Source organism: Gemmiger formicilis, from assembly GCF_900167555.1.
Classification (GTDB): Bacteria; Bacillota; Clostridia; order Oscillospirales; family Ruminococcaceae; genus Gemmiger; species Gemmiger formicilis.
The window spans coordinates 85,012-107,832 of record NZ_FUYF01000011.1 but is presented as its reverse complement, the minus strand read 5'-3'; the positions used below and the strand labels follow the sequence as shown (position 1 = coordinate 107,832).

At 61.3% G+C, this 22,821-nt stretch carries 18 protein-coding genes and 1 tRNA gene; 6 read left to right on the top strand and 13 right to left on the bottom strand.

Annotation, left to right across the window (positions count from 1 at the left end; all coding sequences use genetic code 11):
- The 4 genes from B5D32_RS15440 to B5D32_RS10005 all read left to right on the top strand — a co-directional run.
- The coding region (locus B5D32_RS15440; protein WP_207651131.1) for a hypothetical protein at positions 1-331 on the top strand (331 nt) is incomplete at its 5' end.
- A gap of 388 nt (positions 332-719) precedes the next feature.
- Positions 720-1,661, top strand: a complete 942-nt coding sequence (locus B5D32_RS10015; protein WP_078784913.1) for a magnesium transporter CorA family protein — start codon at positions 720-722, stop codon at positions 1,659-1,661.
- A 113-nt stretch (positions 1,662-1,774) separates the two neighbouring features.
- Positions 1,775-2,335 (top strand): RNA polymerase sigma factor, encoded by a 561-nt coding sequence (locus tag B5D32_RS10010; protein WP_078784912.1) that lies wholly within the window; start codon positions 1,775-1,777, stop codon positions 2,333-2,335.
- A complete protein-coding gene (locus B5D32_RS10005; protein WP_078784911.1) occupies positions 2,332-2,925 on the top strand; it encodes a hypothetical protein in 594 nt (197 codons plus the stop codon). The genes B5D32_RS10010 and B5D32_RS10005 overlap by 4 nt, the downstream gene beginning before the upstream one ends.
- 210 nt (positions 2,926-3,135) lie before the next feature.
- Here the strand turns inward: B5D32_RS10005 and B5D32_RS10000 are convergent, their stop codons facing one another.
- On the bottom strand, positions 3,136-4,374 hold the full coding sequence (locus tag B5D32_RS10000; protein WP_078784910.1) for a DNA polymerase Y family protein: 1,239 nt from the start codon (positions 4,372-4,374) through the stop codon (positions 3,136-3,138).
- Positions 4,375-4,716: 342 nt separating this feature from the next.
- Between B5D32_RS10000 and argF the strand changes: the two genes are divergently transcribed.
- Positions 4,717-5,703 (top strand): ornithine carbamoyltransferase, encoded by a 987-nt coding sequence (gene argF, locus B5D32_RS09995; protein WP_078784909.1) that lies wholly within the window; start codon positions 4,717-4,719, stop codon positions 5,701-5,703.
- 85 nt (positions 5,704-5,788) lie between these two features.
- On the opposite strand, the gene B5D32_RS09990 is transcribed toward argF, so the two are convergent.
- The 6 genes from B5D32_RS09990 to B5D32_RS09965 all read right to left on the bottom strand — a co-directional run bounded on the left by B5D32_RS09990 (position 5,789) and on the right by B5D32_RS09965 (position 13,886).
- Positions 5,789-7,510: a peptide ABC transporter substrate-binding protein gene (locus tag B5D32_RS09990; protein WP_078784908.1), complete on the bottom strand. Its 1,722-nt coding sequence runs from the start codon at positions 7,508-7,510 to the stop codon at positions 5,789-5,791.
- 326 nt (positions 7,511-7,836) lie between these two features.
- Positions 7,837-9,570 (bottom strand): peptide ABC transporter substrate-binding protein, encoded by a 1,734-nt coding sequence (locus B5D32_RS09985; protein ID WP_078784907.1) that lies wholly within the window; start codon positions 9,568-9,570, stop codon positions 7,837-7,839.
- Between the two features lie 327 nt (positions 9,571-9,897).
- A complete protein-coding gene (locus B5D32_RS09980) occupies positions 9,898-10,887 on the bottom strand; it encodes an ABC transporter ATP-binding protein (protein WP_078784906.1) in 990 nt (329 codons plus the stop codon).
- A complete protein-coding gene (locus B5D32_RS09975) occupies positions 10,887-11,885 on the bottom strand; it encodes an ABC transporter ATP-binding protein (protein WP_078784905.1) in 999 nt (332 codons plus the stop codon). The genes B5D32_RS09980 and B5D32_RS09975 overlap by 1 nt, the downstream gene beginning before the upstream one ends.
- 19 nt (positions 11,886-11,904) lie before the next feature.
- Entirely contained in the window at positions 11,905-12,954 is a 1,050-nt protein-coding gene (locus B5D32_RS09970) for an ABC transporter permease (protein WP_078784904.1), read from the bottom strand.
- 14 nt (positions 12,955-12,968) lie between these two features.
- Entirely contained in the window at positions 12,969-13,886 is a 918-nt protein-coding gene (locus tag B5D32_RS09965; RefSeq protein WP_078784903.1) for an ABC transporter permease, read from the bottom strand.
- Between the two features lie 388 nt (positions 13,887-14,274).
- Between B5D32_RS09965 and B5D32_RS09960 the strand changes: the two genes are divergently transcribed.
- Positions 14,275-14,351: transfer RNA gene (locus tag B5D32_RS09960), tRNA-Arg, on the top strand.
- Between the two features lie 148 nt (positions 14,352-14,499).
- Here the strand turns inward: B5D32_RS09960 and B5D32_RS09955 are convergent.
- The 6 genes from B5D32_RS09955 to B5D32_RS09930 all read right to left on the bottom strand — a co-directional run bounded on the left by B5D32_RS09955 (position 14,500) and on the right by B5D32_RS09930 (position 22,348).
- Positions 14,500-15,609 (bottom strand): aldo/keto reductase, encoded by a 1,110-nt coding sequence (locus tag B5D32_RS09955; protein ID WP_078784902.1) that lies wholly within the window; start codon positions 15,607-15,609, stop codon positions 14,500-14,502.
- A 260-nt stretch (positions 15,610-15,869) separates the two neighbouring features.
- Complete coding sequence (locus tag B5D32_RS09950; RefSeq protein WP_078784901.1) at positions 15,870-17,726, bottom strand: ABC transporter ATP-binding protein; 1,857 nt, start codon at positions 17,724-17,726, stop codon at positions 15,870-15,872.
- Complete coding sequence (locus B5D32_RS09945) at positions 17,704-19,455, bottom strand: ABC transporter ATP-binding protein (protein WP_078784900.1); 1,752 nt, start codon at positions 19,453-19,455, stop codon at positions 17,704-17,706. The genes B5D32_RS09950 and B5D32_RS09945 overlap by 23 nt, the downstream gene beginning before the upstream one ends.
- 544 nt (positions 19,456-19,999) lie before the next feature.
- Positions 20,000-20,905 (bottom strand): DMT family transporter, encoded by a 906-nt coding sequence (locus B5D32_RS09940; RefSeq protein ID WP_078784899.1) that lies wholly within the window; start codon positions 20,903-20,905, stop codon positions 20,000-20,002.
- Between the two features lie 91 nt (positions 20,906-20,996).
- The gene (locus B5D32_RS09935; RefSeq protein ID WP_078784898.1) at positions 20,997-21,620 is read right to left on the bottom strand and encodes a hypothetical protein; all 624 of its coding nucleotides are present in this window, start codon (positions 21,618-21,620) and stop codon (positions 20,997-20,999) included.
- 86 nt (positions 21,621-21,706) lie between these two features.
- On the bottom strand, positions 21,707-22,348 hold the full coding sequence (locus B5D32_RS09930) for a YitT family protein (RefSeq protein ID WP_078784897.1): 642 nt from the start codon (positions 22,346-22,348) through the stop codon (positions 21,707-21,709).
- Between the last annotated feature and the right edge of the window lie 473 nt (positions 22,349-22,821).

Genomic DNA, 22,821 nt, shown 5'->3' with positions numbered 1-22,821 from the left:
ACCCACGATCAAGGTTCCACAAGTTTCAGTTTTGTTCAATTTTCAAGGTCCTGCTGCGCTGTCGCGTTTCCGTGACAGCTTGTATATTATATATCAGATTCTCTCGTTTGTCAAGAGGTTTTCTGAAAGTTTTTTGAAGAAGTTTTCTTCAAAAAACGGCGTACAAGCTGTAGGTAAAGGCTCCAGCGGCTGCCGCCGCGGGCTGGGCTCGCGAGACAGCTTGATTATTATAGCAAGTAGTATGACCTTTGTCAACAGGTTTTTGCAAGTTTTTTTGATTTTTTCGACAAAGTTTGAGGGTGAAGTTTGGGCAAGGTGTATATTGGGGTGATGGCGGTTGGTGGGCACAAATTATGGGGGGGGTGGTGGGTGGTGGAAGATTGACGGCAGGCGATGGGAAGGTTGCGGGCCGGGCATGCCCGGCCCCTACGGGGTGGCGGAAGGGTGAGCGGGTGCCGGCCGGGAACGGGCAGGCGGAGAGGTCAAGACCCCTCCCTACGATGCGGAAGATTAGAGGGTGGTTATGGAAAAGCGCGCGGGCCGGGCATGCCCGGCCCCTACGGAGTGGTGGAGGGGTGAGCGGGTGCTGGTGGAGTGGGCAGTCGGAGAGGTGACGGGACATTGCTGCGTTTATTGCCGCATACGCAGTAAAATCTCCTTGCGTATCCTCTGCAAAAGCCGTATACTACTATTATAATAGTATATTAGGTGGAATAGCCATGATGAAGATTTACCGCACACAGGATAAGCATCTGACGCGCGTTGACGATATGAACGAGGGGGCCTGGATCTGCCTGACCAACCCCACCGACGATGAGGTCCGCCGGGTAGCGGCAACGCTGGACATCGAGCCCGCGGACATCGTGGCCGCGACGGACCCCGAGGAATCGGCGCGTATCAGCCTGGAGGACGGCTATACGGTCATCATCGTGGACATCCCCGTCAAGGTAGACGGTGCCGGCGAGGGCATCTATACGACTATCCCCCTGGGCATTCTGCTGACGCAGGAGCTGATCGTCACGGTCTGCTCCACCGATACCGCCGTTATCGGGGATTTTGCCGCCTGCCGGGTCAAAGGGTTCTCGACCCGCAAGAAAATGCGGTTCGTCTACCAGCTGCTCTACCGCGCGGCCACGATGTACCAGCAGGAGCTGCGCCTGATCGACCGCCGCCGCCAGGCCATTGAGAAAAATCTGGCCGGCGAGCTGAAGGACAGCGACCTGATGGAGCTGCACGGCCTGGAATCGACGCTGGTCTACTTTGCCACGAGTCTGCGCGCCAACGCTACGGTGCTGGACCGCCTGACCCGCTATAAGCGGCTGGAGCAGTACCCCGATGACCGCGAGCTGCTCGACGACGTCATCGTTGAGATCCGTCAGGCCATCGAGATGACCAGCATCTACCGCGACGATATAAAGGGCACGCGGGAGCTGTTCAGCTCGATTCTGGACAACCGCCTGAACAACGCCATGAAGTACCTGACCAGCATCACCCTGCTGATGGCCGTGCCCACCGTCATCAGCGGTCTGTACGGCATGAACGTGCAGTCCGACGGCATGCCCTTTGCCAACACCACCGCCGGGTTCGCCATTGTGCTGGGCCTGACGCTGGCGCTCTGTGTGTTTGCGGCGTGGGTGCTGCACAAGAAGCACATGTTGTGAGCTATACCGGGCGAGCAATGTTCACCCCTGCATGAAGTCTGCCCCGTCGGCAGACTTTTTCTGTAACATCCGCAAAAAAATCCCTACCTTATATAATAAAGGAGGCTGAAACCATGGAGGACGCCGCAATCGTGGCCCTGTACTGGGCGCGGGACGAGCAGGCGCTGGCCGAGACGGCGGCGAAATTCGGCGCGTACTGCCGCAAGATCGCTGACAACATTCTGCACAGCGCCCACGACGCCGAGGAATGCGAGAACGACACCTGGCTGGCCGCTTGGAACAGCATGCCCACCAACCGGCCTGCGCGGCTGGCTCCGTATCTGGGGCGCATCACGCGGAATCTCGCGCTGGACCGCTTTGACCGGGCGGCGGCGCAGAAGCGCGGCAGCGGGCAGACCTGTGCGCCGCTGGACGAGCTGGCCGAATGCGTCGCCGCGCCGGGCAGCGTGGAGGACAGCTTTGACGCTGCCGAGACCGGGCGGCTCATCAGCGCGTTTCTGCGCACGCTGCCGGAGGAAACGCGCAGCATATTTTTGCGTCGGTACTGGTACTGCGACGCGACGGCGGACATTGCCGCGCGGTACGGCCTGACCGAGAGCAAGGTGCGGGTGACGCTGCACCGCACGCGCGGCAAGCTGGCCGCCTACTTACAGGAAAGGGGTGCTGCACTGTGACAGAACGCGAATTATTTGAGGCCATCGGCCATGTGGACGACGACCTGATCCTGGCCGCCGACGCCCCGGTGAAAAAACGCCGCCGGGTGGTGCATCTGCACTGGCGGCAGGTCGTGTCTGTGGCCGCGTGCGCCTGTATAGTTTTGGGCGGCGCAGCCGTGTGGCGGAGCGGCGCACTGCGCAAGAGCAGCATAGCCAGTGAAGCCGCCATGGCCGCCGACGTCCCGGAGGCCGCTGCCGAGACCGCCCCCGCGCCGGACATGCCGATGTTGGATGCCGCCGCGCCCCAGGCCGCGGACGCCGACGAGGGAGCTGCTGTCGAAAAGGACAGCGCCGCTTCCGGCATCGCTCTGGGCTTGGCGCAGTGTGTACAGATCGACGGCGTGCTGTATTTTGATACGGGCAGCGCAGTGGACTGCCCCCCGGACCGCGGGGCTGACGGGGTCATTGAGACAAGCGTTGACCGGGACGCCTTCCCGGAGACGGACGGGTGCTCGAACTTTGGTACCGGGTATTCCTACTGGGTGACCGAGGACGGCGTTGCCATCGTGGAGATGGACGGGGCGTATTGGGAGTTTATGGCGAATTGAGGGTTCTACTCGCCTTCCCCTTTGGGGGAAGGTGGCCCCGCAGGGCCGGATGAGGGGCGTGTGTACCGTGGCGCCCCGATAGCGGACGGCAACGGCAAGGCAGCCCCTCATCAGTCAGCGGTCGGGGCCGCTGACAGCTTCCCCCTCGGGGGAAGCCATGCTCATACAAAGTACAAATGACCCATGAGAGGCAGCCACCGTCTCCATGGGTCATTTTTTATCCCGCTCTTTGGCGGTGCTCAACGCCTCGGGCTTGCGGGTATCGGGGCTTAGCAGCGTCGCCCGTGTCACCGCCGCGCCGCCGAATTTACGGCGCAGGGCATCGGCGGCGCGGTCCAGCTTCTCCTGCTTGTCGATGCGGGCGGCATCGGTGAAAAGGTCCATCTGCTCAAAGTTGTCCTCGCCGGTCTTTTCGGCGCTGACACCCACCAGCCGCACGGGGCGCTGCGGCCACATCTGGCGCATCAGCTCGATTGCCACATGGTAGAGGCGGTCCGTGGAGTTCGTCGGGTTGGGCAGCGTCGTCTGGTGGCTCGTGCGGCGGAAGGCGTTGTCCACCAGCTGTACCGTGACGACACGGGCCGTCTTGCCGTCGGCGCGCAGACGCCGCCCGACGGAATCGCAGAGTGCCAGCATCGTGGCGTCGGCGTCCGCGGGGCGGGCCAGGTCCCTGGGCATCGTTACGCTGTTGCCGTAGCTGTTGTCGCGGGTGCGCTGCTTGGTCACGGGGTCGGCCTCGCGGCCATTGGCGTAGTTCCACAGCGTATCGCCGCGGCTGCCGAACAGCTTGACCGCCGTGTCCCGCTCAAGCCGGGCCAAATCCCCTATGGTGTAGATGCCGCAGCTGTTCAGGCGCTTGGCCGCGCTGGGGCCGACGCCGAACAGGTCGCCCACCGGCAGCGGCCACATCTTGGTCTCGACCTCGTATTTATATAAGGTATGCACCCTGTCGGGCTTTTCAAAGTCGGAGGCCATCTTGGCCAGCAGGCGGTTGGGCGCAATGCCGACGTTGACCGTGAAGCCCAGCTCCCGGCGCACGCGGCGGCGGATCGTGTGCGCGGCGGTCAGCGGCGGGCCGAACAGTGCCTCGGTGCCGGTCATGTCGAGAAACGCCTCGTCGATGCTGTATTGTTCAACATCCGGGGTGTAATCGTTCAAAATTTGAATCAATGCCTTGCTGTTTTTTACATAAAAATCAAAGTCCGGCGGCACGACGGTCAGCCCCGGGCACTTGACGCGGGCGGCAAAGAGGCTCTCCCCCGTCTGGATGCCGAATTTTTTCGCCGGGGTGCTTTTTGCCAGCACAACGCCGTGGCGCTTGGCCTCATCCCCGCCGACGACGGCAGGGATCGTACGCAGATCGACAGTGCTGCCGCCTTGCAGCGCCTTGAGCGCCGACCAGGACAAAAACGCCGAGTTGACGTCCACATGGAAGTAGATTTTTGGCATGGGGACCTCCTTTCCGCCCTTGCCTTCCCCGTCGGGGGAAGGTGGCCCCGCAGGGCCGGATGAGGGCAAAGCCCGCCATAGATGCCCGGCCGGGGATTTCCGGCCTGTAGGGGCCGGACATGTCCGGCCCGCGGCTTTTCCATGGACTACCGCCCGCCCTGCACCTCCGGGCCGGGCATGCCCGGCCCCTACAAAGCCGTTCAACGGCAAATGGACACTCGCGGCAAGCCCCTGTTTTTTTAATTATACCACAAAAACCCGCACTTGCATATCATCCCCAAACGTGCTATAATGTATGTATATTTATACAAATAAACCGTATATTTAAAAAGGAGCTTTACTATGGACCTCATAGGGCATGATTTTTTGACGCTGTTGGACTTTACCCCCGCGGAAATCGGTTATCTGCTGGATCTGGCAGCCGAGCTGAAGGCCAAGAAAAGGGCGGGCATTCCGCACGACACGCTGCGCGGCAAGAATGTGGCGCTGATCTTTGAGAAAACATCCACCCGCACCCGCTGCTCGTTCGAGGTCGCCGCGCACGACCTTGGCATGGGCACGACCTACCTGGACCCCACAAGCAGCCAGATCGGCAAGAAAGAGTCCATCGCCGACACCGCGCAGGTGCTGTCCGGCATGTTTGAGGGCATCGAGTACCGCGGCTACGGCCAGGCCATCGTTGAGGAGCTGGCCAAATACGCCAGCGTGCCCGTCTGGAACGGCCTGACGAACGAGTACCATCCCACCCAGATCCTGGCCGATTTTTTGACGCTGCGTGAGCATTTCGGCAAGCTGCAGGGGCTGAAATTCGCCTACATGGGCGACGCCCGCTACAACATGGGCAACAGCCTGATGATCGGCTGCGCCAAGATGGGCCTGCATTTTGTGGCCTGTGCCCCCAAAGCCTACTGGCCGGACCCCGCGCTGGTGGAAAAGTGCAAAGAGTTCGCCCGCGTCAGCGGCGGCAGCATCACGCTGAGCGAGGACACCGACGCCGTGGCCGGTGCGGATGTCGTCTACACCGACGTCTGGGTCAGCATGGGTGAGCCTGTCGAGGTCTGGGAGGAGCGCATCAACGCCCTGTCCCCCTATCAGGTCAACGCCGAGCTGATGGCGAAGGCCAAGGGCACTGCCGTGTTCATGCACTGCCTGCCCGCCTACCACGACCACAAGACCGCCGTCGGCAGGGAGATGGGCGAAAAGTTTGACCGCGACGCCATGGAAGTGACCGACGAGGTCTTTAACGGCCCGCAGTCCATCGTGTTCCAGGAGGCCGAGAACCGCATGCACACGATCAAGGCGGTCATGGCGGCAACGCTGGGGGCGTGAGTCCCAAGCCTTCCCCCAAGGGGGAAGCCAGACACAGAAAAAGGCACGTCCAACGTAGGACGTGCCTTTTCATTTATAAAGGAAATTACTCCTCAATATAACCGTACTGCAGGTACCAGTAGCCGTAGGGGCTGTGCCAGGTGCCCTTCAGAGAGGGGCTCTGCAGCCAGAAGTCGTTGTAATACGCAACGGGGATGCAGGCGGCGTCGGCCATCAGCATGTCCTCGGCCTCGTGCAGCTTCTCAAAGTGGGTAGCCTTGTCGGCAACGCGGGACTCCTCGATGAGCTTGTCAAACGCGGGGTTGGCGTACTTGCCGTCGTTGTTGCCGTTGTTGGTGGTGAACAGCTCCAGCATGTTGGAGGGGTCGTTGTAGTCCATGGACCAGCCGTTGCGGCTGATGTCATAGTCACCGGCGCGGCGCATCGGCAGGAAGCTGGCCCACTCGACCTTGTTGATGTTGACGGTGATGCCCAGCTCGCCCCAGGCCTGCTGGACGTACTCAGCAACGGGGATGTGGTAGCCGGCGTCGTTGGCGCTGTACTCAACAACCGGGAAGCCCTCGCCGTCCGGGTAGCCGGCCTCGGTCATCAGCTGCTTGGCCTCCTCGAGGTTGGCCTCGTAGTCGTCGCTGATGTAGGGCTTGCCGCCGTTGGCATTGTCCTTGAAGTAGCCCTCGTTGTCCACGATGCCGGGGCCAACCAGCGCAGTGGCGGGGGTGTAGATGCCCTGCATGATGGTGTTGGCAACGTAGTCGCGGTCAATGGCCAGAGACAGAGCCTTGCGGACATTGGGGTCGGTGAACGGCTCCTTCTGATCGTTCAGGGAGATGTAGTAGGTGCCCATGATCTCATCGAGATAGAAGTCGCCGCCGTCCTCGGCCCTGGTCAGGCTGGGGATCTCATCGGTGGGGACGTCCTTGACGAGCTGTGCCTCACCGCTGTTGTAGGCGGCGTAGGCAGCGCTGGAATCCTCGAGCAGAAGCAGGGTGATGGTGTCGGAAACGATCTTGGAGGAATCCCAGCCGCCGACGTAGTTCGGGTTCTTGGACAGAACAATACGCTCGGAGGGGATCCAATCGGTGATCATGTAGGGGCCGTTGCAGACGTAGGTGTCGGGCTCGGTGCACCAGGCGTCGCCGTTGGCCTCCACAGTGGCCTGCTGCACGGGTGAAGTGGCGACAAAAGCGGCCAGCTTGTCAAAGTAGGAGCAGGGATAGCTCAGGGTGATGGTCAGGTCCTTACCGTCCTCGCTGGCAACGACGTTCAGAGCGTCCCAGTCGGGATCGGTGGTGGTGTTGCCGTCCGCATCGGGGTTGCCGATGGCATCCTGATAGCCGTCGATCATGCCGACAACCGTCTCGGCGTAGGGGGCGGCGGTGTCGGGGCAGGCCAGACGCTTGAAGGAGTACTCAAAGTCCTTCGCAGTCAGGTCGGAACCGTCGCTCCACTTCAGGCCGTCGCGCAGATGGAAGGTCCAGACCAAGCCGTCATCGCTGACTTCGTAGCTCTCGGCCTGACCGGGCTGGATTTCGTTGTTCTCGTCGATGATGAGCAGGGGCTCCTCGATGGTGATGAGGGTGTTGCCGCCGTCGACGGCAGCGTTCAGGGCCGGGTCCAGGGTCTCGGGGTTGGGGCCGAGCTGGACGGTGAAGCCGGTGCCCTCGCCGGTGGCGGCGTCAGCAGCCTCGGTGGTGGCAGCATCGGCAGTACCGGTGGTGTCGGTCGTGCTTGCGGAACCGCCGCAGGCAGCCAGAGAAACTGCCATACCGGTAGCCATCGCCGCGGCGATGATTCTCTTGTTCTTCATGTTGCTTGTATCCTCCTGATGGATCTTTCTTACACTCGTTTCCTGTCCGCGACAGGCGAACATCGAATATTATAGTACGCGCAACACAGGATTGCAAGTTCGGCAACGATATGTTACCGTTTTGTAACAAATTGGCCTTCCCCCGCGGGGCCGGATGAGGGCCGAGTCTGCCGCCGCTGCCCGCTTACGCGCAGCGGCGGCAAGGTTTCCCCTCATCAGTCAGCGGGCGGGGCCGCTGACAGCTTCCCCCAAGGGGGAAGCCGCACAACCAAAAAAGGCACGGCCTTTTTACAGGTCGTGCCTTGCGCTTATTCAGTTATAAGGGATTACTCCTCAACATAACCGTACTGCAGGTACCAGTAGCCGTAGGGGCTGTGCCAGGTGCCCTTCAGAGAGGGGCTCTGCAGCCAGAAGTCGTTGTAATACGCAACGGGGATGCAGGCGGCGTCGGCCATCAGGATGTCCTCGGCCTCGTGCAGCTTCTGGAAGTGGACGCTCTTATCGGCGACCTTGGAGGCTTCGACGGCGGCATCGAACTCGGGGTTGCTGTACTTACCATCGTTGTTGCCGTTGGTGGTGGTGAACAGCTCGATCATGTTGGAAGGATCGTTGTAGTCCATGACCCAGCCGTTACGGCTGACGTCGTAGTCGCCGGCGCGGCGCATCGGGGTGAAGCTGGCCCACTCGACCTTGTTGATGTTGACGGTGATGCCCAGCTCGCCCCAGGCCTGCTGGACGTACTCAGCAACGGGGGTGTGGTAACCGGCGTCGTTGGTGCTGTACTCGATGGTGGGGAAGCCCTCGCCGTTCGGGTAACCGGCATCGGCCAGCAGCTGCTTGGCCTCCTCGAGGTTGGCGTCGTAGTCGTCGCTGATGTAGGTCTTGCCGCCGTTGGCGTTGTCGTAGAACATGCCGCTCTCATCGACGATGCCGGGGCCGACCAGGTTGTAAGCGGGGGTGTAGGTGCCCTGCATGATGGTGTTGGCAACGTAGTCACGGTCAATGGCCAGAGACAGAGCCTTGCGGACATTGGGGTCGGTGAACGGCTCCTTCTGGTCGTTCAGGGAGATGTAGTAGGTGCCCAGGATGGTGTCAACGTAGAAGTCGCCGCCGTCCTCAGCCTTGGTCAGGCTGGGGATCTCATCGGTGGGGACATCCTTGATGAGCTGTGCCTCACCGCTGTTGTAGGCGGCGTAAGAAGCGCTGGAGTCCTCGAGCAGGAGCAGGGTGATGGTGTCGGAAACGATCTTGGAGGTATCCCAGCCGCCGACGTAGTTCGGGTTCTTGGACAGAACAATACGCTCGGAGGGGACCCAATTGGTGATCATGTAGGGGCCGTTGCAGACGAAGGTGTCAGGCTGCGTGCACCAGGCATCGCCGTTGGCCTCAACAGTGGCCTGCTGCACGGGGCTCATAGCCGCGAAGGCGCAGAGCTTATCGAAGTAGGAGCAGGGATAGGCCAGCTGGATGGTCAGGGTCTTGCCGTCCTCGCTGGCGTGGACGTTCAGGGCATCCCAGTCGGGATCGGTGGTGGTGTTGCCGTCTGCATCGGGGTTGCCGATGGCATCCTTGTAGCCGTCGATCATGCCGACAACGGTCTCGCCGTAGGGGGCTGCGGTGTCGGGGCAGGCCAGACGCTTGAAGGAGTACTCAAAGTCCTTCGCAGTCAGGTCGGAGCCGTCGCTCCACTTCAGGCCGTCCTTCATGGTGAAGGTCCAGGTCAGGCCGTCCTCAGAGACCTCGGGCAGATCTGCCTGGCCGGGGATGACCTCGTTGTTCTCATCGATGAGCAGCAGCGGCTCAAAGACAGTGATCAACGTGTTGGAAGCGTCGATTGCGCTGTTCAGCGCGGGGTCCAGGGTCTCGGGGTTGGAACCGAGCTGGACGGTGAAACCGTTGGCGGAAGTGCCGGTAGCCTCGGTGGCTTCGCTGGTCGCAGCCTCAGTGGATGCAGCGCTGCTGGCATCGGTGGCAGCGGAGCTTGCAGAGCCGCCGCACGCAGCCAGAGAAGCAGCCATGCAGCCGGCCATAGCCACGGCAGCAATGTTCTTCATCTTCATGAATGTACCCTCCAAATATAATGTACTTTATACCCAATCCCCCCGGGAGACAAGCCCCCAACGGAATGAATATTTATACTTTACCACTCTGAATCCGCAATTTCAAGTGGTCTGTAACTTTTGTAACTGTTTTGATAGAAAGTCCCTTTGTATTTCTACCGCGTACAGTTCTATGCCCCGCGGATGGATGTTCGCCCTACGCGCACATTTTAGGGTCAAGCACAAGGCGGCTGCGGTGAGCCGCCCTGTATAAGTATGAGTTTTTATGTCGGGTGGAGTCGAGGGGCGGACAAACGGCGTCCGCCACGCCCGGCAGCGCCCCCTACATTACTTTACTTTGTCCAGATGGTGGCACGCTGCCCAGTGGCCGCTGCTCACTTCCTTGAACTCCGGCACCTCGGCGGCGCAGCGCTCGTCGGCGTAGGGGCAGCGGGTGCGGAAGCGGCAGCCGCTCGGCGGATTCAGCGGGCTGGGCACATCGCCCTGCAGCACGATACGGTGGCTCTGGCGGGCCGTGACGGGGTCCGCCACGGGAATGGCCGAGATCAGGCTGCGGGTGTAGGGGTGGACACTGTGGGCGATCAGCTCAAAGCTGTCGGCCAGCTCCACCATCTTGCCCAGATACATAACGCCGATGCGGTTGGAAATGTGCTTGACAACGCTCAGGTCGTGGGCGATGAACAGGTAGGTCAGCCCCATCTCCTGCTGCAGGTCCTCAAACATGTTGACGACCTGCGCCTGGATCGAAACGTCCAGCGCGGAGACCGGCTCGTCGCAGACGATGAACTCGGGGTCCACAGCCAGGGCGCGGGCGATGCCGACGCGCTGGCGCTGACCGCCGGAGAACTCGTGCGGGTAGCGGTTGGCGTGCTCACTGTTCAGGCCGACGCGCTCGAGCAGGGAGATGATCTTGTCATGGCGCTCCTTGGCGTTGGCGCACAGGTGGTGGATGTCGATGCCCTCGCCGACGATGTCGCCGATGGTCATGCGGGGGTCCAGGCTCGCGTAGGGGTCCTGGAACACGATCTGCATACGGCGGCGGTAGGGCAGCATATCAACGGCGATCTTTTCCTTTTTGTCAAACAGGACCTTGCCGTCGTAGATGATGGTGCCGTCGGTAGGCTCATACAGGCGCAGCAGGGTGCGGCCCGTCGTGGTCTTGCCGCAGCCGGACTCACCGACCAGGCCCAGCGTCTCGCCCTTGCGGATGGCAAAGCTCACGTCGTCCACGGCCTGAACGTACTGCTTGTTCTTGCCCATGCCGCCGGCGGGGAAATACTGCTGCAGATGCTTTACTTCAACGAGATTCTCGCTCATCAGGCTTTGCCCCCCTTCTCAAATTCTTCCTTCTGGCGCAGCCAGCAATAGGTGTAGTGGGTGTCGCTCAATTCGGTTCTGGGCGGCATCTTGTTCAGGCAGACCTTCATGCAGCTCTTGCAGCGCGGCGCAAACGGGCAGCCTGCGGGCGGGTTCAGCAGGTCAACGGGCTGACCCTCGATGGGCACCAGACGCTCCTTCTCCTCGGCGTTCAGCTTCGGGATGGAGTTGATCAGGCCCTTCGTGTACTCATGCTGGGGGTTGTAGAAAATTTCGTCCGTCGTGCCGTACTCGACGATGTGACCGGCGTACATGACGGCGATCTTCTCGCACATCTGGGCCACAACGCCCAGGTCATGGGTGATCATAATGATGGACATGCCCAGCTTGTGGCGCAGGTCGTTCATCAGCTCCAGGATCTGTGCCTGGATCGTCACGTCCAGCGCGGTGGTCGGCTCGTCGGCGATCAGCAGCTTCGGCTCACAGGCCAGCGCAATGGCGATCATGACGCGCTGGCGCATACCACCGGACAGCTCATGCGGGTACTGCTTCAGGCGGCGGTCCGGCTCGTTGATGCCGACCAGCTCCAGCAGCTCCCTAGCGCGGGCCCAGGCTTCCTGCTTGGTCTTTTTGGTGTGCAGCAGGATGACCTCGACGATCTGGTTGCCGATGGTGTACACCGGGTTCAGGCTCGTCATGGGGTCCTGGAAGATGATGGAGACCTCGTTGCCGCGAATTTTGCGGAACTCCTTCTCGGTCATTTTGTCGATCTGGTGGCCGTTGAACCACACCGTGCCGCCGACCAGACGTCCGGGGTAGGCAGTCAGGCCCATGATGGAGTAGGCCGTGACAGACTTGCCGGAGCCGGACTCGCCGACGATGCCCAGCACGTCGCCCTGGTTCATGCTGAAGGACACGCCGTTCAGCGCCTTGACCTCGCCCGCGGGGGTGAAGAAGGACAGGCGTTCGTCCTTGATTTCAAGAATTTTTTCGCTCATGTTGCTCCTCCTTCCCTCTTTAGCTCTTGAGCTTCGGGTCAAACGCATCGCGCAGACCGTCGCCGAACAGGTTGAAAACCAAGATCATGATGCTGATCATCAGCGCGGGGGCGATCAGCAGCACCGGGTAGGTGTTCATGCCCTTGACGGCGTCAGTCGCCAGCGAGCCGAGGGACGGCATGGGGGCTGCAACGCCGAGGCCGAGGAAGCTCAGGTAGCTCTCGGTGAAGATGGAGGACGGGATCTGCAGGGTGGTGGTGACGATCAGGGTGCCCATGCAGTTGGTCAGCAGGTGCTTCTTGATGATGCGCCCGCCGGAGGCACCCAGCGCGCGGGCAGCGGTGACGTACTCGCTCTCCTTCAGCGTCAGGACCTGGGAGCGGACGATACGCGCCATGCCGACCCAGTACAGCAGGGCGAAGATGATGAAGATGGACACCATGTTGGGGCCGAGCTTCTGCATCCAGCCGAAGCCGGGCTTGGTGGCCAGGCTCTCCAGCGGTTCCTTGATGGCCATGGCCAGCAGGATGATGAGCAGGATGTCGGGGATGGTGTAGAGAATATCGGTAATACGCATCATGATGTTATCGATCCAGCCGCCCGCAAATGCGGAGATGGCGCCGTAGGTCGCGCCGATGAGCAGGACCAGCACAGAGGCCAGCAGGCCGACGGACAGGGAGACGCGGGTGCCCATCATGACACGCACGGCAAAGTCACGACCCATACGGTCGGTGCCCAGAATGTGGGGGAATACGCTCTCGCCCTGGTCGATGAGCTTCTGCTCCGCGGCAGAATACTCAAACGGGGCCAGGTTGTTGCTGCCCTTGATCTGCTGCTCATAGCTGTAGGGCCAGAGGCTGGGCAGAACATAGGCCATGAAGGCGATCAGCAGGATGACGACCAGGCTGACCATGGCGATCTTGTTTTTGCGCAGACGGCGCATGCCGTCCTTCCAGAAGTTGACGCTCTCGCGCATGACGACAAGGCTTTTCTTCTCGTCGTTGGACGCGGGGGCAAAGTCCTCAACGTTGAGTTGCAGGCTCAACGGATTCTTTTTCAGATTTTCCATGTGTCTGCTCCTCCTTACTTCAGCTTGATGCGCGGGTCGATGATCTTATACAGGATGTCAACAACGACGTTCGCAACGATGACGAGGGTCGCCAGCAGGATTGTGGTGCCCATGATCATCATGTAGTCACGGTTCGTGATGGCGGACACGAAGTCGCGGCCCAGACCCGGGATGGAGAAGATCTTCTCCACGACGAAGGAGCCGGTCATCAGGCCTGCCAGCATGGGGCCGACATAAGTGATGACAGGCAGGATCGCGTTGCGCAGCGCGTGCTTGAAGAGGATCTTCACACTGGAAACACCCTTGGCGCGGGCGGTGCGCATGTAGTCCTGACCCATGACGTCCAGCAGGCTGGAGCGCATCAGGCGGGTGATGTAGGCGGTGGGATAAATCGCCAGCGCCGTCACGGGCATGATGTAGGCCGCCGGTTCATTCAGGCCGACGGTGGGCAGGAGCTTCAGGTTCATGCCGAAGGTGTACAAAAGCACGACGCTTGAGATAAAGCTCGGGATGGCGATGCCGCAGGTGGCAAACACGATGATCAGATTATCGGCCCACTTCCCTCGGTTATACGCGGACAGACAGCCCAGCGGAATGCCGACGCAGAGCGCGACGACCACAGCCAGACCGGCGGTACGGGCCGAGACCGGCAGCTTGGAGAAGATGATCTGGTTGACGGTACGGCCTCGCTGTTTCAGGCTCAGGCCCATATCGCCATGGATCAGGCTGTTCATATAATTAAGGTACTGCACGCCGAGGGGCTTATCGAGGCCGTATTTTTCGGCCAGGGCCTGCTGGGCTGCTTTGCTGATGGACTTTTCCGCCACGAACGGGCCGCCGGGGACCAGGTTCATGATGAAAAAGGTAAGGGTCGCGACGATGAACACGCTGAAAATGCCCATTGCCACGCGCTTGACGATGTACTTCGCCATGGTTTTGTGCCACTCCGTTTCTTAATGGAATACAAATTGGGGTCGATTTCGGTTTATTCGTTTAACGCTCTGTACCGTGCGTACACGCTTGTGCGCAACAGGCGGACAGACTGGAGAATAAAAAAGCCGATGGCGGCTGCGATTGCAAACGCCATCGTTCGTAATCCGAAATCTACTCTATATTATAAAATGTTGCAAAGTATTTGTCAATTCGATGTTCGTTTTCAGACAACGGCAAAGAGCTGAAAACCCGCCCCGCAGGCTGCTGATTTTCGTGAAAGATGCCCATTTGCAGAATTTTTTGAGTTTTTTGAAAAAAACGCTTGACTTTCCGGGCGGCGGGCGCTATAATAAAACACGTTCTCCGGCGAGAACGCCAAGAGAATATGCGCCGGTAGCTCAGCTGGATAGAGTGTCTGACTACGAATCAGAAGGTCGGGGGTTCGAGTCCCTTCCGGCGCACCAAGGTCACTTGCGATTGCAAGTGACCTTTTTTGTTTATATGTTGCAGTCTTATGATACTGTTGTGCAACATACATTTGCCATATTAACAAACGCCGCCTTCATTCGGGAGAATTCCGAATGAAGACGGCGTTGTTTCTGATATGTTGTTTTACCCCTTCTCAAACTCCTTCGCCACATCCTGCAGCAGCTGCCTGATGGGCAGGTGCTGGGGGCAGACGCGCTCGCACTGGCCGCAGCGGATGCAGTCCGAGGCGCGGGAGCCGGGCCCGGTGTGGACATCCTCATAGTAGTAGTCCGCGTTCCAGTCGTGGTGGGTGTGCTTCGCGTTCATGATGGCGAACAGGTCGGGGATGGAGATATGCTTCGGGCAGCCGTCGGTGCAGTAGCGGCAGGACGTGCAGGGGATCAGATCCTGCTTGCGGAAGATCTCCACCACCTTGGAAACGGCGGTACGCTCGGCATCGTTCAGCGGCGTAAAGTCCTTCATGTAGCTCAGGTTGTCCTGCATCTGCTCCATGCTGCTCATGCCGGACAGCACCATCAGCATACCGGGGAAGCCCGCGGCAAACCGGATGGCATAGCTGGCGGGGCTGCCGCCGTGCAGGGCGTCCAGCACGGCTTTTGCGTCGTCGGGCAGGTTGACAAGGCTGCCGCCCTTGACCGGCTCCATGACCAGCACGGGCTTGCCATGCCTGCGGCAGACCTCATAGCACTTGCGGCTCTGGACGGCCACGTCGTCATAGTCCAGATAATTGAACTGGATCTGCACGACCTCGATGGCCGGATAGTCGGTCAGAATCTGCTCCAGCACGGCGGCGCGGTCATGGAACGAGATGCCCACATGGCGGACCTTGCCCTCGGCCTTGAGGGCGAAGGCCGTCTCATAGGCGCGGCAGTCCCTGTAGTGCTGGTAGTTTGTCGTGCTCTGGGAATGCATTAAATAAAAGTCAAAGTAGTCCACGCCGCAGGCTGCAAGCTGGCTCTCAAAGAACGGGCGGATGTCCTCTTCCTTTTTAAAATAGGACCCGCTCAGCTTGTTGGTCAGGACATAGTCCTCCCGCGGGTAACGGCTGGTCAGGCACTCCTTCAGGGCCAGCTCGCTCTTGCCCTGAAGGTAGCCGTGGGCCGTGTCAAAATAATTGAAGCCCTGCTCCAAAAAGCAGTCCACCATCTGTTTCGTCTGCTCCATATCGACGTCCTCGCCGATCATGGGCAGGCGCATACAGCCGAAGCCGAAATTTTTCCTGATCTTTTCCATTTGTAAATGCTCCTCTCGCAAGGTTTACCCTCCCACGGATCTCTCCGGGGGAGGTTTTTCTCTTGGCCCCCTCTGCGAGGGTGACTCCCCACGGTGTGGGGAGATGTCGCGAAGCGACAGAGGGGCCCGGGCCCGAAGGGCTCCGCCCGCAGGCGGTGGGGGAGAGAACCTTGCGGCAATCCGAAGCATTTCGGGCTATTGCAAGGTTCTCTCCCTCCGCCCCTTCGGGGCACCTCCCTCGCAGAGGGAGGCATGAATCTTTACGCCAGCTCAAACATCCCGTGATACAGCTGGTAATACTCGCCCTTTTTGGCCAGCAGCTCGTCGTGGGTGCCGCGCTCGATGATATGGCCATGCTCCAGCACGATGATGGCGTCCGCGTTGCGCACCGTGGAAAGCCGGTGCGCGATGACAAACACCGTGCGGCCCTCCATCAGGCCGTCCATGCCCTTCTGGATCAGCGCCTCGGTGCGGGTGTCGATGCTCGACGTGGCCTCGTCCAGAATCAGCACCGGCGGGTCGGCGACGGCGGCGCGGGCGATGGCCAGCAGCTGGCGCTGTCCCTGGCTCAGGTTTGCGCCGTCGCTCGTCACCATCGTGTTGTAGCCCTGCGGCAGGCGGCGGATGAAGGAGTCGGCGTTCGCAATTTTGGCCGCCTTTTCAATTTCCGCCTGCGTCGCGTCCAGCTTGCCGAAGCGGATGTTGTCCGCCACCGTGCCGGTGAACAGGTGGGTGTCCTGCAAGACGACGCCCAGCGAGCGGCGCAGGTCGTTTTTCTTGATGAGCCGCACATCCATGCCGTCGTAGGTGATGGACCCGCCCGACACCTCATAAAAGCGGTTGATGAGGTTGGTAATCGTGGTCTTGCCCGCGCCCGTGGAGCCGACAAAGGCAATTTTTTGCCCCGGCTTGGCGTAGAGCGAGAGGTTCTGCAGAATCATCCGGTCCGGCGTATAGCCAAAGCTGACGTCGTGGAACCGCACGTCGCCGTGCAGCGGCTCGAGCGGGACGTCGGGACGGCGGCGGTCACACCAGGCCCAGCGGCCCGTGTTCCCGGCGCACTCGGTCAGCGTACCGTCGCTGTTTTCCCGCACGCTGACCAGCTCCACCGTGCCCTCGTCGATCTCCGGCTTTTCCTCCATGACCGTGAAGATACGCTCCGCACCCGCCAGCGCCGCCAGCAGGAAGTTGCCCTGCTGGGTCAGCTGGTTGATGGGCAGCGTCGTCTGGCGCACAAAGACCAGATAGCTGGCCAGGCTGCCGAGGTCGGACCAGCCCCACATGACCATGAGGCCGCCGACCACCGCAATGACCGCGTAGTTCAGGTAGCCGATGCTGACGACGGCGGGAATCATCGTGGCGGCGTAGCTCTGCGCGCCGGTGCCTGCCTCGCGCAGCTTTTCGTTGCGGGCGGCAAAGGCGGCCATGTCGGCCTGCTGGTGGTTGAACACCTTGACGACCTTCTGCCCGGCGATCATCTCCTCCATGTAGGCGTCCAGCTCACCGAGGCTGGCCTGCTGGCGCGCATAAAAGGCGCGGCTGCGCTGTGTCGAGTAGTTGATATACCAGAACATGGCAATATAGCCAACGACCACCAGCAGCGAGAGCCGCCAGTTGAGGACGAACAGCAAAAGCAGCGTGCCTGCGACCTGAATAAAGGTCTGGATGACCACCGCAAAGCTGTTGTTCAGCGCGTCCGAGATCGTGTCCACGTCGTTCGTGAACAGGCTCATCAGATCGCCCTTGCGGTTCGTGTCAAAGTAGTGCAGCGGCAGCGTCTGCAGATGTGCGAACAGGTCGCGGCGGATGTCCTGCAAAATCTTCTGCGCGGCACGGACCATGAGCTGGGTGTAGCCCAAGGTAGACAGTGCGCCGACGATGTAGATGCCCGCGGTCAGCGCCACAACGCCGGCCAGATAGGCGGCGCTGCCGTTTTCCAGCACGCCGTTGACGATGGGGCGGATCATGTAGGTGCCCAGCAGCGCGGCCAGCGCACTGACCGCCGCCAGCAGGCCGACGACGCCGAGCATGATTTTGTGGCGGCCCAGATAGTCCATGAAGCGGCGCAGCGTGTGCCGCAGGTCCTGCGGGCGCTTACCGCCGAATGGCTTCGCCATCTGCGTCGCCCCCTTTCATCTGGGAATGGTAAATTTCCTGATAGATCGTATCTTTTGCCAGCAGCTCGTCATGCGTGCCCACGGCATGCAGCCGCCCGTCGTCCAGAATGACGATGAGGTCGGCACTCTGCACCGACGTGATGCGCTGGGCAATGATGAGCTTGGTCACGCTGCCCAGTCCGGCCAGCGCATGGCGGATGCCCGACTCTGTCGCCGTGTCCACGGCGCTGGTGGAGTCGTCGAAAATCAGCACCTTCGGGTGCTTGAGCAGCGTCCGCGCGATGCAGAGGCGCTGCTTCTGCCCGCCCGAGACGTTGCACCCGCCCTGGCCCAGGTCGGTGTCAAGGCCGTCGGGCATCCGGGACAAAAATTCGTCCGCACGGGCGGCGCGGCAGGCGGCCCAGAGGTCGTCGTCCGTCGCGTCGGGATCGCCCCATTTCAGGTTGTCGCGGATCGTGCCGGAGAACAGCAGGTTCTTTTGCAGCACGATGCCGACGGCGTCCCGCAGGGCGTTCACGTCGTAGCCGCGGACGTCGCGCCCGCCGACCCGGACCGTGCCCTCGGTGGCGTCGTACAGGCGCGGAATGAGCTGGACGAGCGTCGTTTTGGCCGCGCCCGTGCCGCCGATGATGCCCACCGTCGCACCTGCCGGAATGTGGAGCGTGATGTCGGAGAGGGCATTTTTCTCCGCTTTGGCGTTGTATTTGAAGCTGACGTGGTCAAAGTCGATTTGGCCGTCGGGGATGGTGTCCACCGGCGCGGCGGCATTCGCAAGGTCGGGCGTCTCGGTCAGGACCTCACGGATGCGGCGGGCGCTGGCCAGCGAGCGGGACATCTGCAGAAAGACGCCGGAGAACATCATGACCGAGTTGAGCACCTGCAAAACATAGCTCAAAAACGCCGTCAGCTGGCCGACGGACATCGTGCCGACGAGGATATACTTGCCGCCGAACCAAAGGATGCAGACGATGGCCGTATACATGACGGTCTGGAACGCTGGCAGGTTGAGGACAGCATAGCGGAAGGTTTCCGTCGAAGCATCGCTTAATTCCGTGTTGACGGTGTCGAACTGGGCGTTCTCGTAGTCGCCGCGGACGAACGCCTTGATGGCGCGGATGGCGGTCAGGGACTCTTGGATGCGGCCATTCAGGTGATCCACGGCGCTCTGCTGGCGGCCATAGAGCGGGCCGACCTTTGTGACGATCCAGGCGAGGACGGCGGCCAGGATCGGCGTTGTGACGAGGAATACAATCGTCAGCCGCGGGCTGAGCACGCAGGCCATCGCCAGCCCCATGCAGAGCATGACCGGGCTGCGCACCAGCGGACGCAGACCGGCGTTGACGGCGTTGAGCATGACCGTGACGTCGGTGGTCATGCGGGTGACGAGGGACGCATCGGAGAAGTGGTCGAGGTTGGCGAAGTCGAATTTCTGCACGGCGGCATACTCCGCCATGCGCAGCTCCGCCGCGAACCCGTTTGCGAACCGCGCCGCGAACCGCGCATACAGCAGCCCCGTGATGAGCGCGAGCACCGCGCACAAAATCATCAGCCCGCCCTGCCGGAAGATGACGGCCATATTATGGGCGGGCACGCCGTCATCCACGAGGGTGGACATCAGGACGGGGATGACCATTTCAAAGATACATTCAATAAAGATCAGCCCCACCGCCGCGAACAGATCGCGCCGGTACGGGCGGGCATAACGGAAGATTTTGCGCAGATCTTGCATGGGTGGCTCCTTGCGGTGGGGGTAGGATGGTTGTTAAGGAAGGGTTGCGGTGAATGTTGTGGGGGGCGGCGTCCCCGACGCCCCGCGGAGGGGTCAAGACCCCTCCCTACGATGCAAAAGACACATGGGCGGTAATGGCAAGGTGGCGGGCCGGGCATGCCCGGCCCCTACGGACTGCTGTGAATGGGTTGCGAACGAGAGGGGCGAGGGAGGGCAGCAGCCCGCCCCCCCTTTCCCGTTGACGGGTTGCCGCGGTAGGTTGCGGGCGGCATATATGCCGCCCCTACAGAGCTGCCGTTCATCCCTGCGGGGGTTCGGGGGAACTCCCGAGTTTAAGGTGGAGGAAGGGGCGGGGGCGTTAAGAACGAAAAGTAATACTGCTTTCGTTTAGCCCCCGCCCCTTCCGACCTCCGCTTTGGGGTTCTTAGGGGCGTGCAGCCCCTAAGTCGCGGGTCCGCTGCGTCGAAACAGCGGCAGTTTTCTTTGCCAAGCTTTCTTTTGCTGCCAAAAGAAAGCGAGTTCCCGGGAGGCTGCCGTTCCCGGGTCAGCCTCTCTTTTTCTCCGGCAGCTGACTCACCACAATCGCGCCGAACATCAGCGCGCAGCCGCACAGCTCGGTGGCAGAGAGCGTCTCGCCCAGGATCAGCCAACCGGCCAGGGCGCTGAACACACTCTCGAGACACATCGCCAGACTGGCAATCGTCGGGTCCAGCTCCTTCTGGCCGACGATCTGCAGCGTGTAGGCCACGCCGCTGGACATGATGCCGCAATAGGCAATCGAGACCGCCGCGGCGCGGAACTGGTCGGGCGACGGGGCCTCAAAGACAAACGCGAAGATCGTGGACAAAACCGAGACCACAAAGAACTGCACAAAGCTCAGCTGGATGCCGTCGAGCTGCGGGCTGAAATGGTTGACCAGCATGATCTGCGCCGTGAACAGGATCGCGCAGACCAAAAGCTGCCACTCGCCGCCGGTCAGGCTCAGCGTGTCGCGCCCGGCCAGACAGAGCAGATACAGCCCCACGACGCTGGCCGCGACACAGCCCCACAGCTTGACGCCGGGGCGGCTGCCCAGAAAAACCCCCGCCACCGGCACCAGCACAACGTAGAGCGCCGTCATAAAGCCCGCCTTGGCCGTGCTGGTCGTGCCAATGCCCATCTGCTGCGCTGCGGACGCCGCAAACAGCGCCACACCGCAGAAAATACCGCCGCGCAGCAGCACTTTTTTGTTCTGCCAGAAGCCCGGCTCCGCGGCGGGGTTCGTTTTGCCCATCTTGCGCAGCACGGCCATCAGGCCCAGCAGAAACGCACAGGCCAGCCAGCTGCGGCTGGCCAGAAACGTGTACGGGCCCATATAATCGCTGCCGACGCTCTGCGCCACAAAGGCCGTGCCCCAGATGAATGCGCAGGCCATAAGCATCAGCGTGTTGCGCAGCTGTTTTTTATCCATGTTCCAATTCCTCTCTGTGTTGTGCGGTCCCTGCAATACAAACCAAAAAGCCGCCCTGCCGCAAGCGGCACGGGCGGCATTGCTGCCGTTATCAGCCGGTCGTCGTATCGTCGCCGTAGGTGTTCAGCTCGGTGCTGCCCAGACCCTCGACCTTCAGGCCGCCGGTGACATAATACTTGTTGCCGTTGTCATAGCTGATCGTGATTTTGTACTGCTTGCCCGCAGTCAGGCCGGTCACGTTGTACTGGTAATCGGCACCGTCGGCGCAGTAGTAGATCGTCGAGTCCGGCACGTAGCTGGTCATCGTCTTGTCGTCAGACAGCTCCCAGAACGCGATCTTGAAGTACATATATTTCTCGTTGCTGGCCTCGGTGGTGGCGTAGCCGGTCACGGTCATGCTGTCGCCGCCCGCCACGAAATACTCGGTGGAGCGGTTGGCAATGCCGTTAAAAGAGACATACAGCGTGTCCTCTACCGGGTAGGTCACAACGCGGGCCGCGGTGGTGTCCATCTCGGCAGGGAACTCCACGCTGCCGCCGGCGGGCGCCTTTGTGGTGGTGTCGGTGTCATCCTCGTCGGATTCCTCGACCAGGCCCAGCTTGTGGACCAGATGCACGACCATATCCTGGGCGACCTGCTTCGGGGAGCAGGCCGTCAGACTGACTGCCAGCAGCACGGCCATCGCCAGTGCCGCGAGCTTGCGGGAAAGTTTCATATCGCAGACCTCCGTGGGTGTCATTGCAAAAATACACAGCCTATTATACCGCAATTTTTCGCTATGTACAAGCGTTCCGCGCGTTTTTACACATTTGTTTTCGGCTGCCATTCCTTAATAAAATCGATGAGCAGCGACGACACCGTGACCGTAACAAGGGAAAACGCGATGCGCCGGAACGGGATGTAGGACAGCGACGCGAACAGGACGGTCAGATCGGTGAACAGGTAGGCGCGGGAGAGCCGCCACCCGGTCAGCTTATGGATGACAAGGGCGAGGGCGTCGTCGCCGCCGCTGGACCCACCCTGCCGCACGATGAGCCCCACGCCGACGCCGACGAACACGCCGCCCAGCAGTGCCGCCGCCAGCGGCCAGGGCGTCAGGTCGGGCAGCATCGGGGGCAGGCATTCCCAGATTCTATAGAACCCGGCCAGGCTCACGCTGGCCACCCCTGCCGAGAGCAAAAAGTCCCACCCGAGAAATTTGAACGCCAGCGCGTAGCTGGCCGCGTCGAGCAGGGGTGACGCCACCGACGCGGGCACGCCGAGCCAATGGTTGATGAGCAGCACCAAGCCGATGACGCCGCCCTCGGTGATGGCGGTGCGCTGGTGGATATTATGGATGCCGAACGACAGGATGGCTGCGCCCAGCAGGATCATAGCGATCCGTTTGGCGGTGAACCGGCCCAGCGCGCGGCGGATTTTTTGTTGGAGCGTTTGTTTTGGCATAGTGTACCTCTTGACAGTGATATACCCAGTATACCACATGGCGTCAAGTGGCCGGAAACAGTCCCCGTAGGGGCCGGGCATGCCCGGCCCGCGGCCTTGCCATTGCCGCCCCTTTATCTTTTGCATCGTAGGGAGGGGTCTTGACCCCTCCGCCGCCTCCCGGCCAACTACAGCTAAAAGGTAACCCGTAGGGGAGGGATTCATCCCTCCCGCGCGCCTTCCGCCGCCGCTCACTCCCGCGGGGCGTCGGGGACGCCGCCCCCTACAATGATCCGCAAGGCTGATCCGCAAGGCTTCTCCTTACCGCAAAAGGGCACGGCGGCCTGGGGGCAGGCCGCCCTACATCCTCCTTTTCCACAGTCCGTAGGGGCCGGGCATGCCCGGCCCGCGGCCTTGCCATTGCCGCCCGTTTTCGGGTTATTCCGCACAAAAAACGGCAGGTTCGCACGCTCGCACTCCCCTGCCGTTCCTCT

Bases quoted from the DNA above. Each gene is read 5' to 3' on its own strand.
- B5D32_RS10015 (WP_078784913.1), top strand. From the start codon at position 720: ATGATGAAGATTTACCGCACACAGGATAAGCATCTGACGCGCGTTGAC.
- B5D32_RS10010 (WP_078784912.1), top strand. From the start codon at position 1,775: ATGGAGGACGCCGCAATCGTGGCCCTGTACTGGGCGCGGGACGAGCAG.
- B5D32_RS10000 (WP_078784910.1), bottom strand. From the start codon at position 4,374: ATGCCAAAAATCTACTTCCATGTGGACGTCAACTCGGCGTTTTTGTCC.
- argF (WP_078784909.1), top strand. From the start codon at position 4,717: ATGGACCTCATAGGGCATGATTTTTTGACGCTGTTGGACTTTACCCCC.
- B5D32_RS09990 (WP_078784908.1), bottom strand. From the start codon at position 7,510: ATGAAGAACAAGAGAATCATCGCCGCGGCGATGGCTACCGGTATGGCA.
- B5D32_RS09985 (WP_078784907.1), bottom strand. From the start codon at position 9,570: ATGAAGATGAAGAACATTGCTGCCGTGGCTATGGCCGGCTGCATGGCT.
- B5D32_RS09980 (WP_078784906.1), bottom strand. From the start codon at position 10,887: ATGAGCGAGAATCTCGTTGAAGTAAAGCATCTGCAGCAGTATTTCCCC.
- B5D32_RS09975 (WP_078784905.1), bottom strand. From the start codon at position 11,885: ATGAGCGAAAAAATTCTTGAAATCAAGGACGAACGCCTGTCCTTCTTC.
- B5D32_RS09970 (WP_078784904.1), bottom strand. From the start codon at position 12,954: ATGGAAAATCTGAAAAAGAATCCGTTGAGCCTGCAACTCAACGTTGAG.
- B5D32_RS09965 (WP_078784903.1), bottom strand. From the start codon at position 13,886: ATGGCGAAGTACATCGTCAAGCGCGTGGCAATGGGCATTTTCAGCGTG.
- B5D32_RS09955 (WP_078784902.1), bottom strand. From the start codon at position 15,609: ATGGAAAAGATCAGGAAAAATTTCGGCTTCGGCTGTATGCGCCTGCCC.
- B5D32_RS09950 (WP_078784901.1), bottom strand. From the start codon at position 17,726: ATGGCGAAGCCATTCGGCGGTAAGCGCCCGCAGGACCTGCGGCACACG.
- B5D32_RS09945 (WP_078784900.1), bottom strand. From the start codon at position 19,455: ATGCAAGATCTGCGCAAAATCTTCCGTTATGCCCGCCCGTACCGGCGC.
- B5D32_RS09940 (WP_078784899.1), bottom strand. From the start codon at position 20,905: ATGGATAAAAAACAGCTGCGCAACACGCTGATGCTTATGGCCTGCGCA.
- B5D32_RS09935 (WP_078784898.1), bottom strand. From the start codon at position 21,620: ATGAAACTTTCCCGCAAGCTCGCGGCACTGGCGATGGCCGTGCTGCTG.
- B5D32_RS09930 (WP_078784897.1), bottom strand. From the start codon at position 22,348: ATGCCAAAACAAACGCTCCAACAAAAAATCCGCCGCGCGCTGGGCCGG.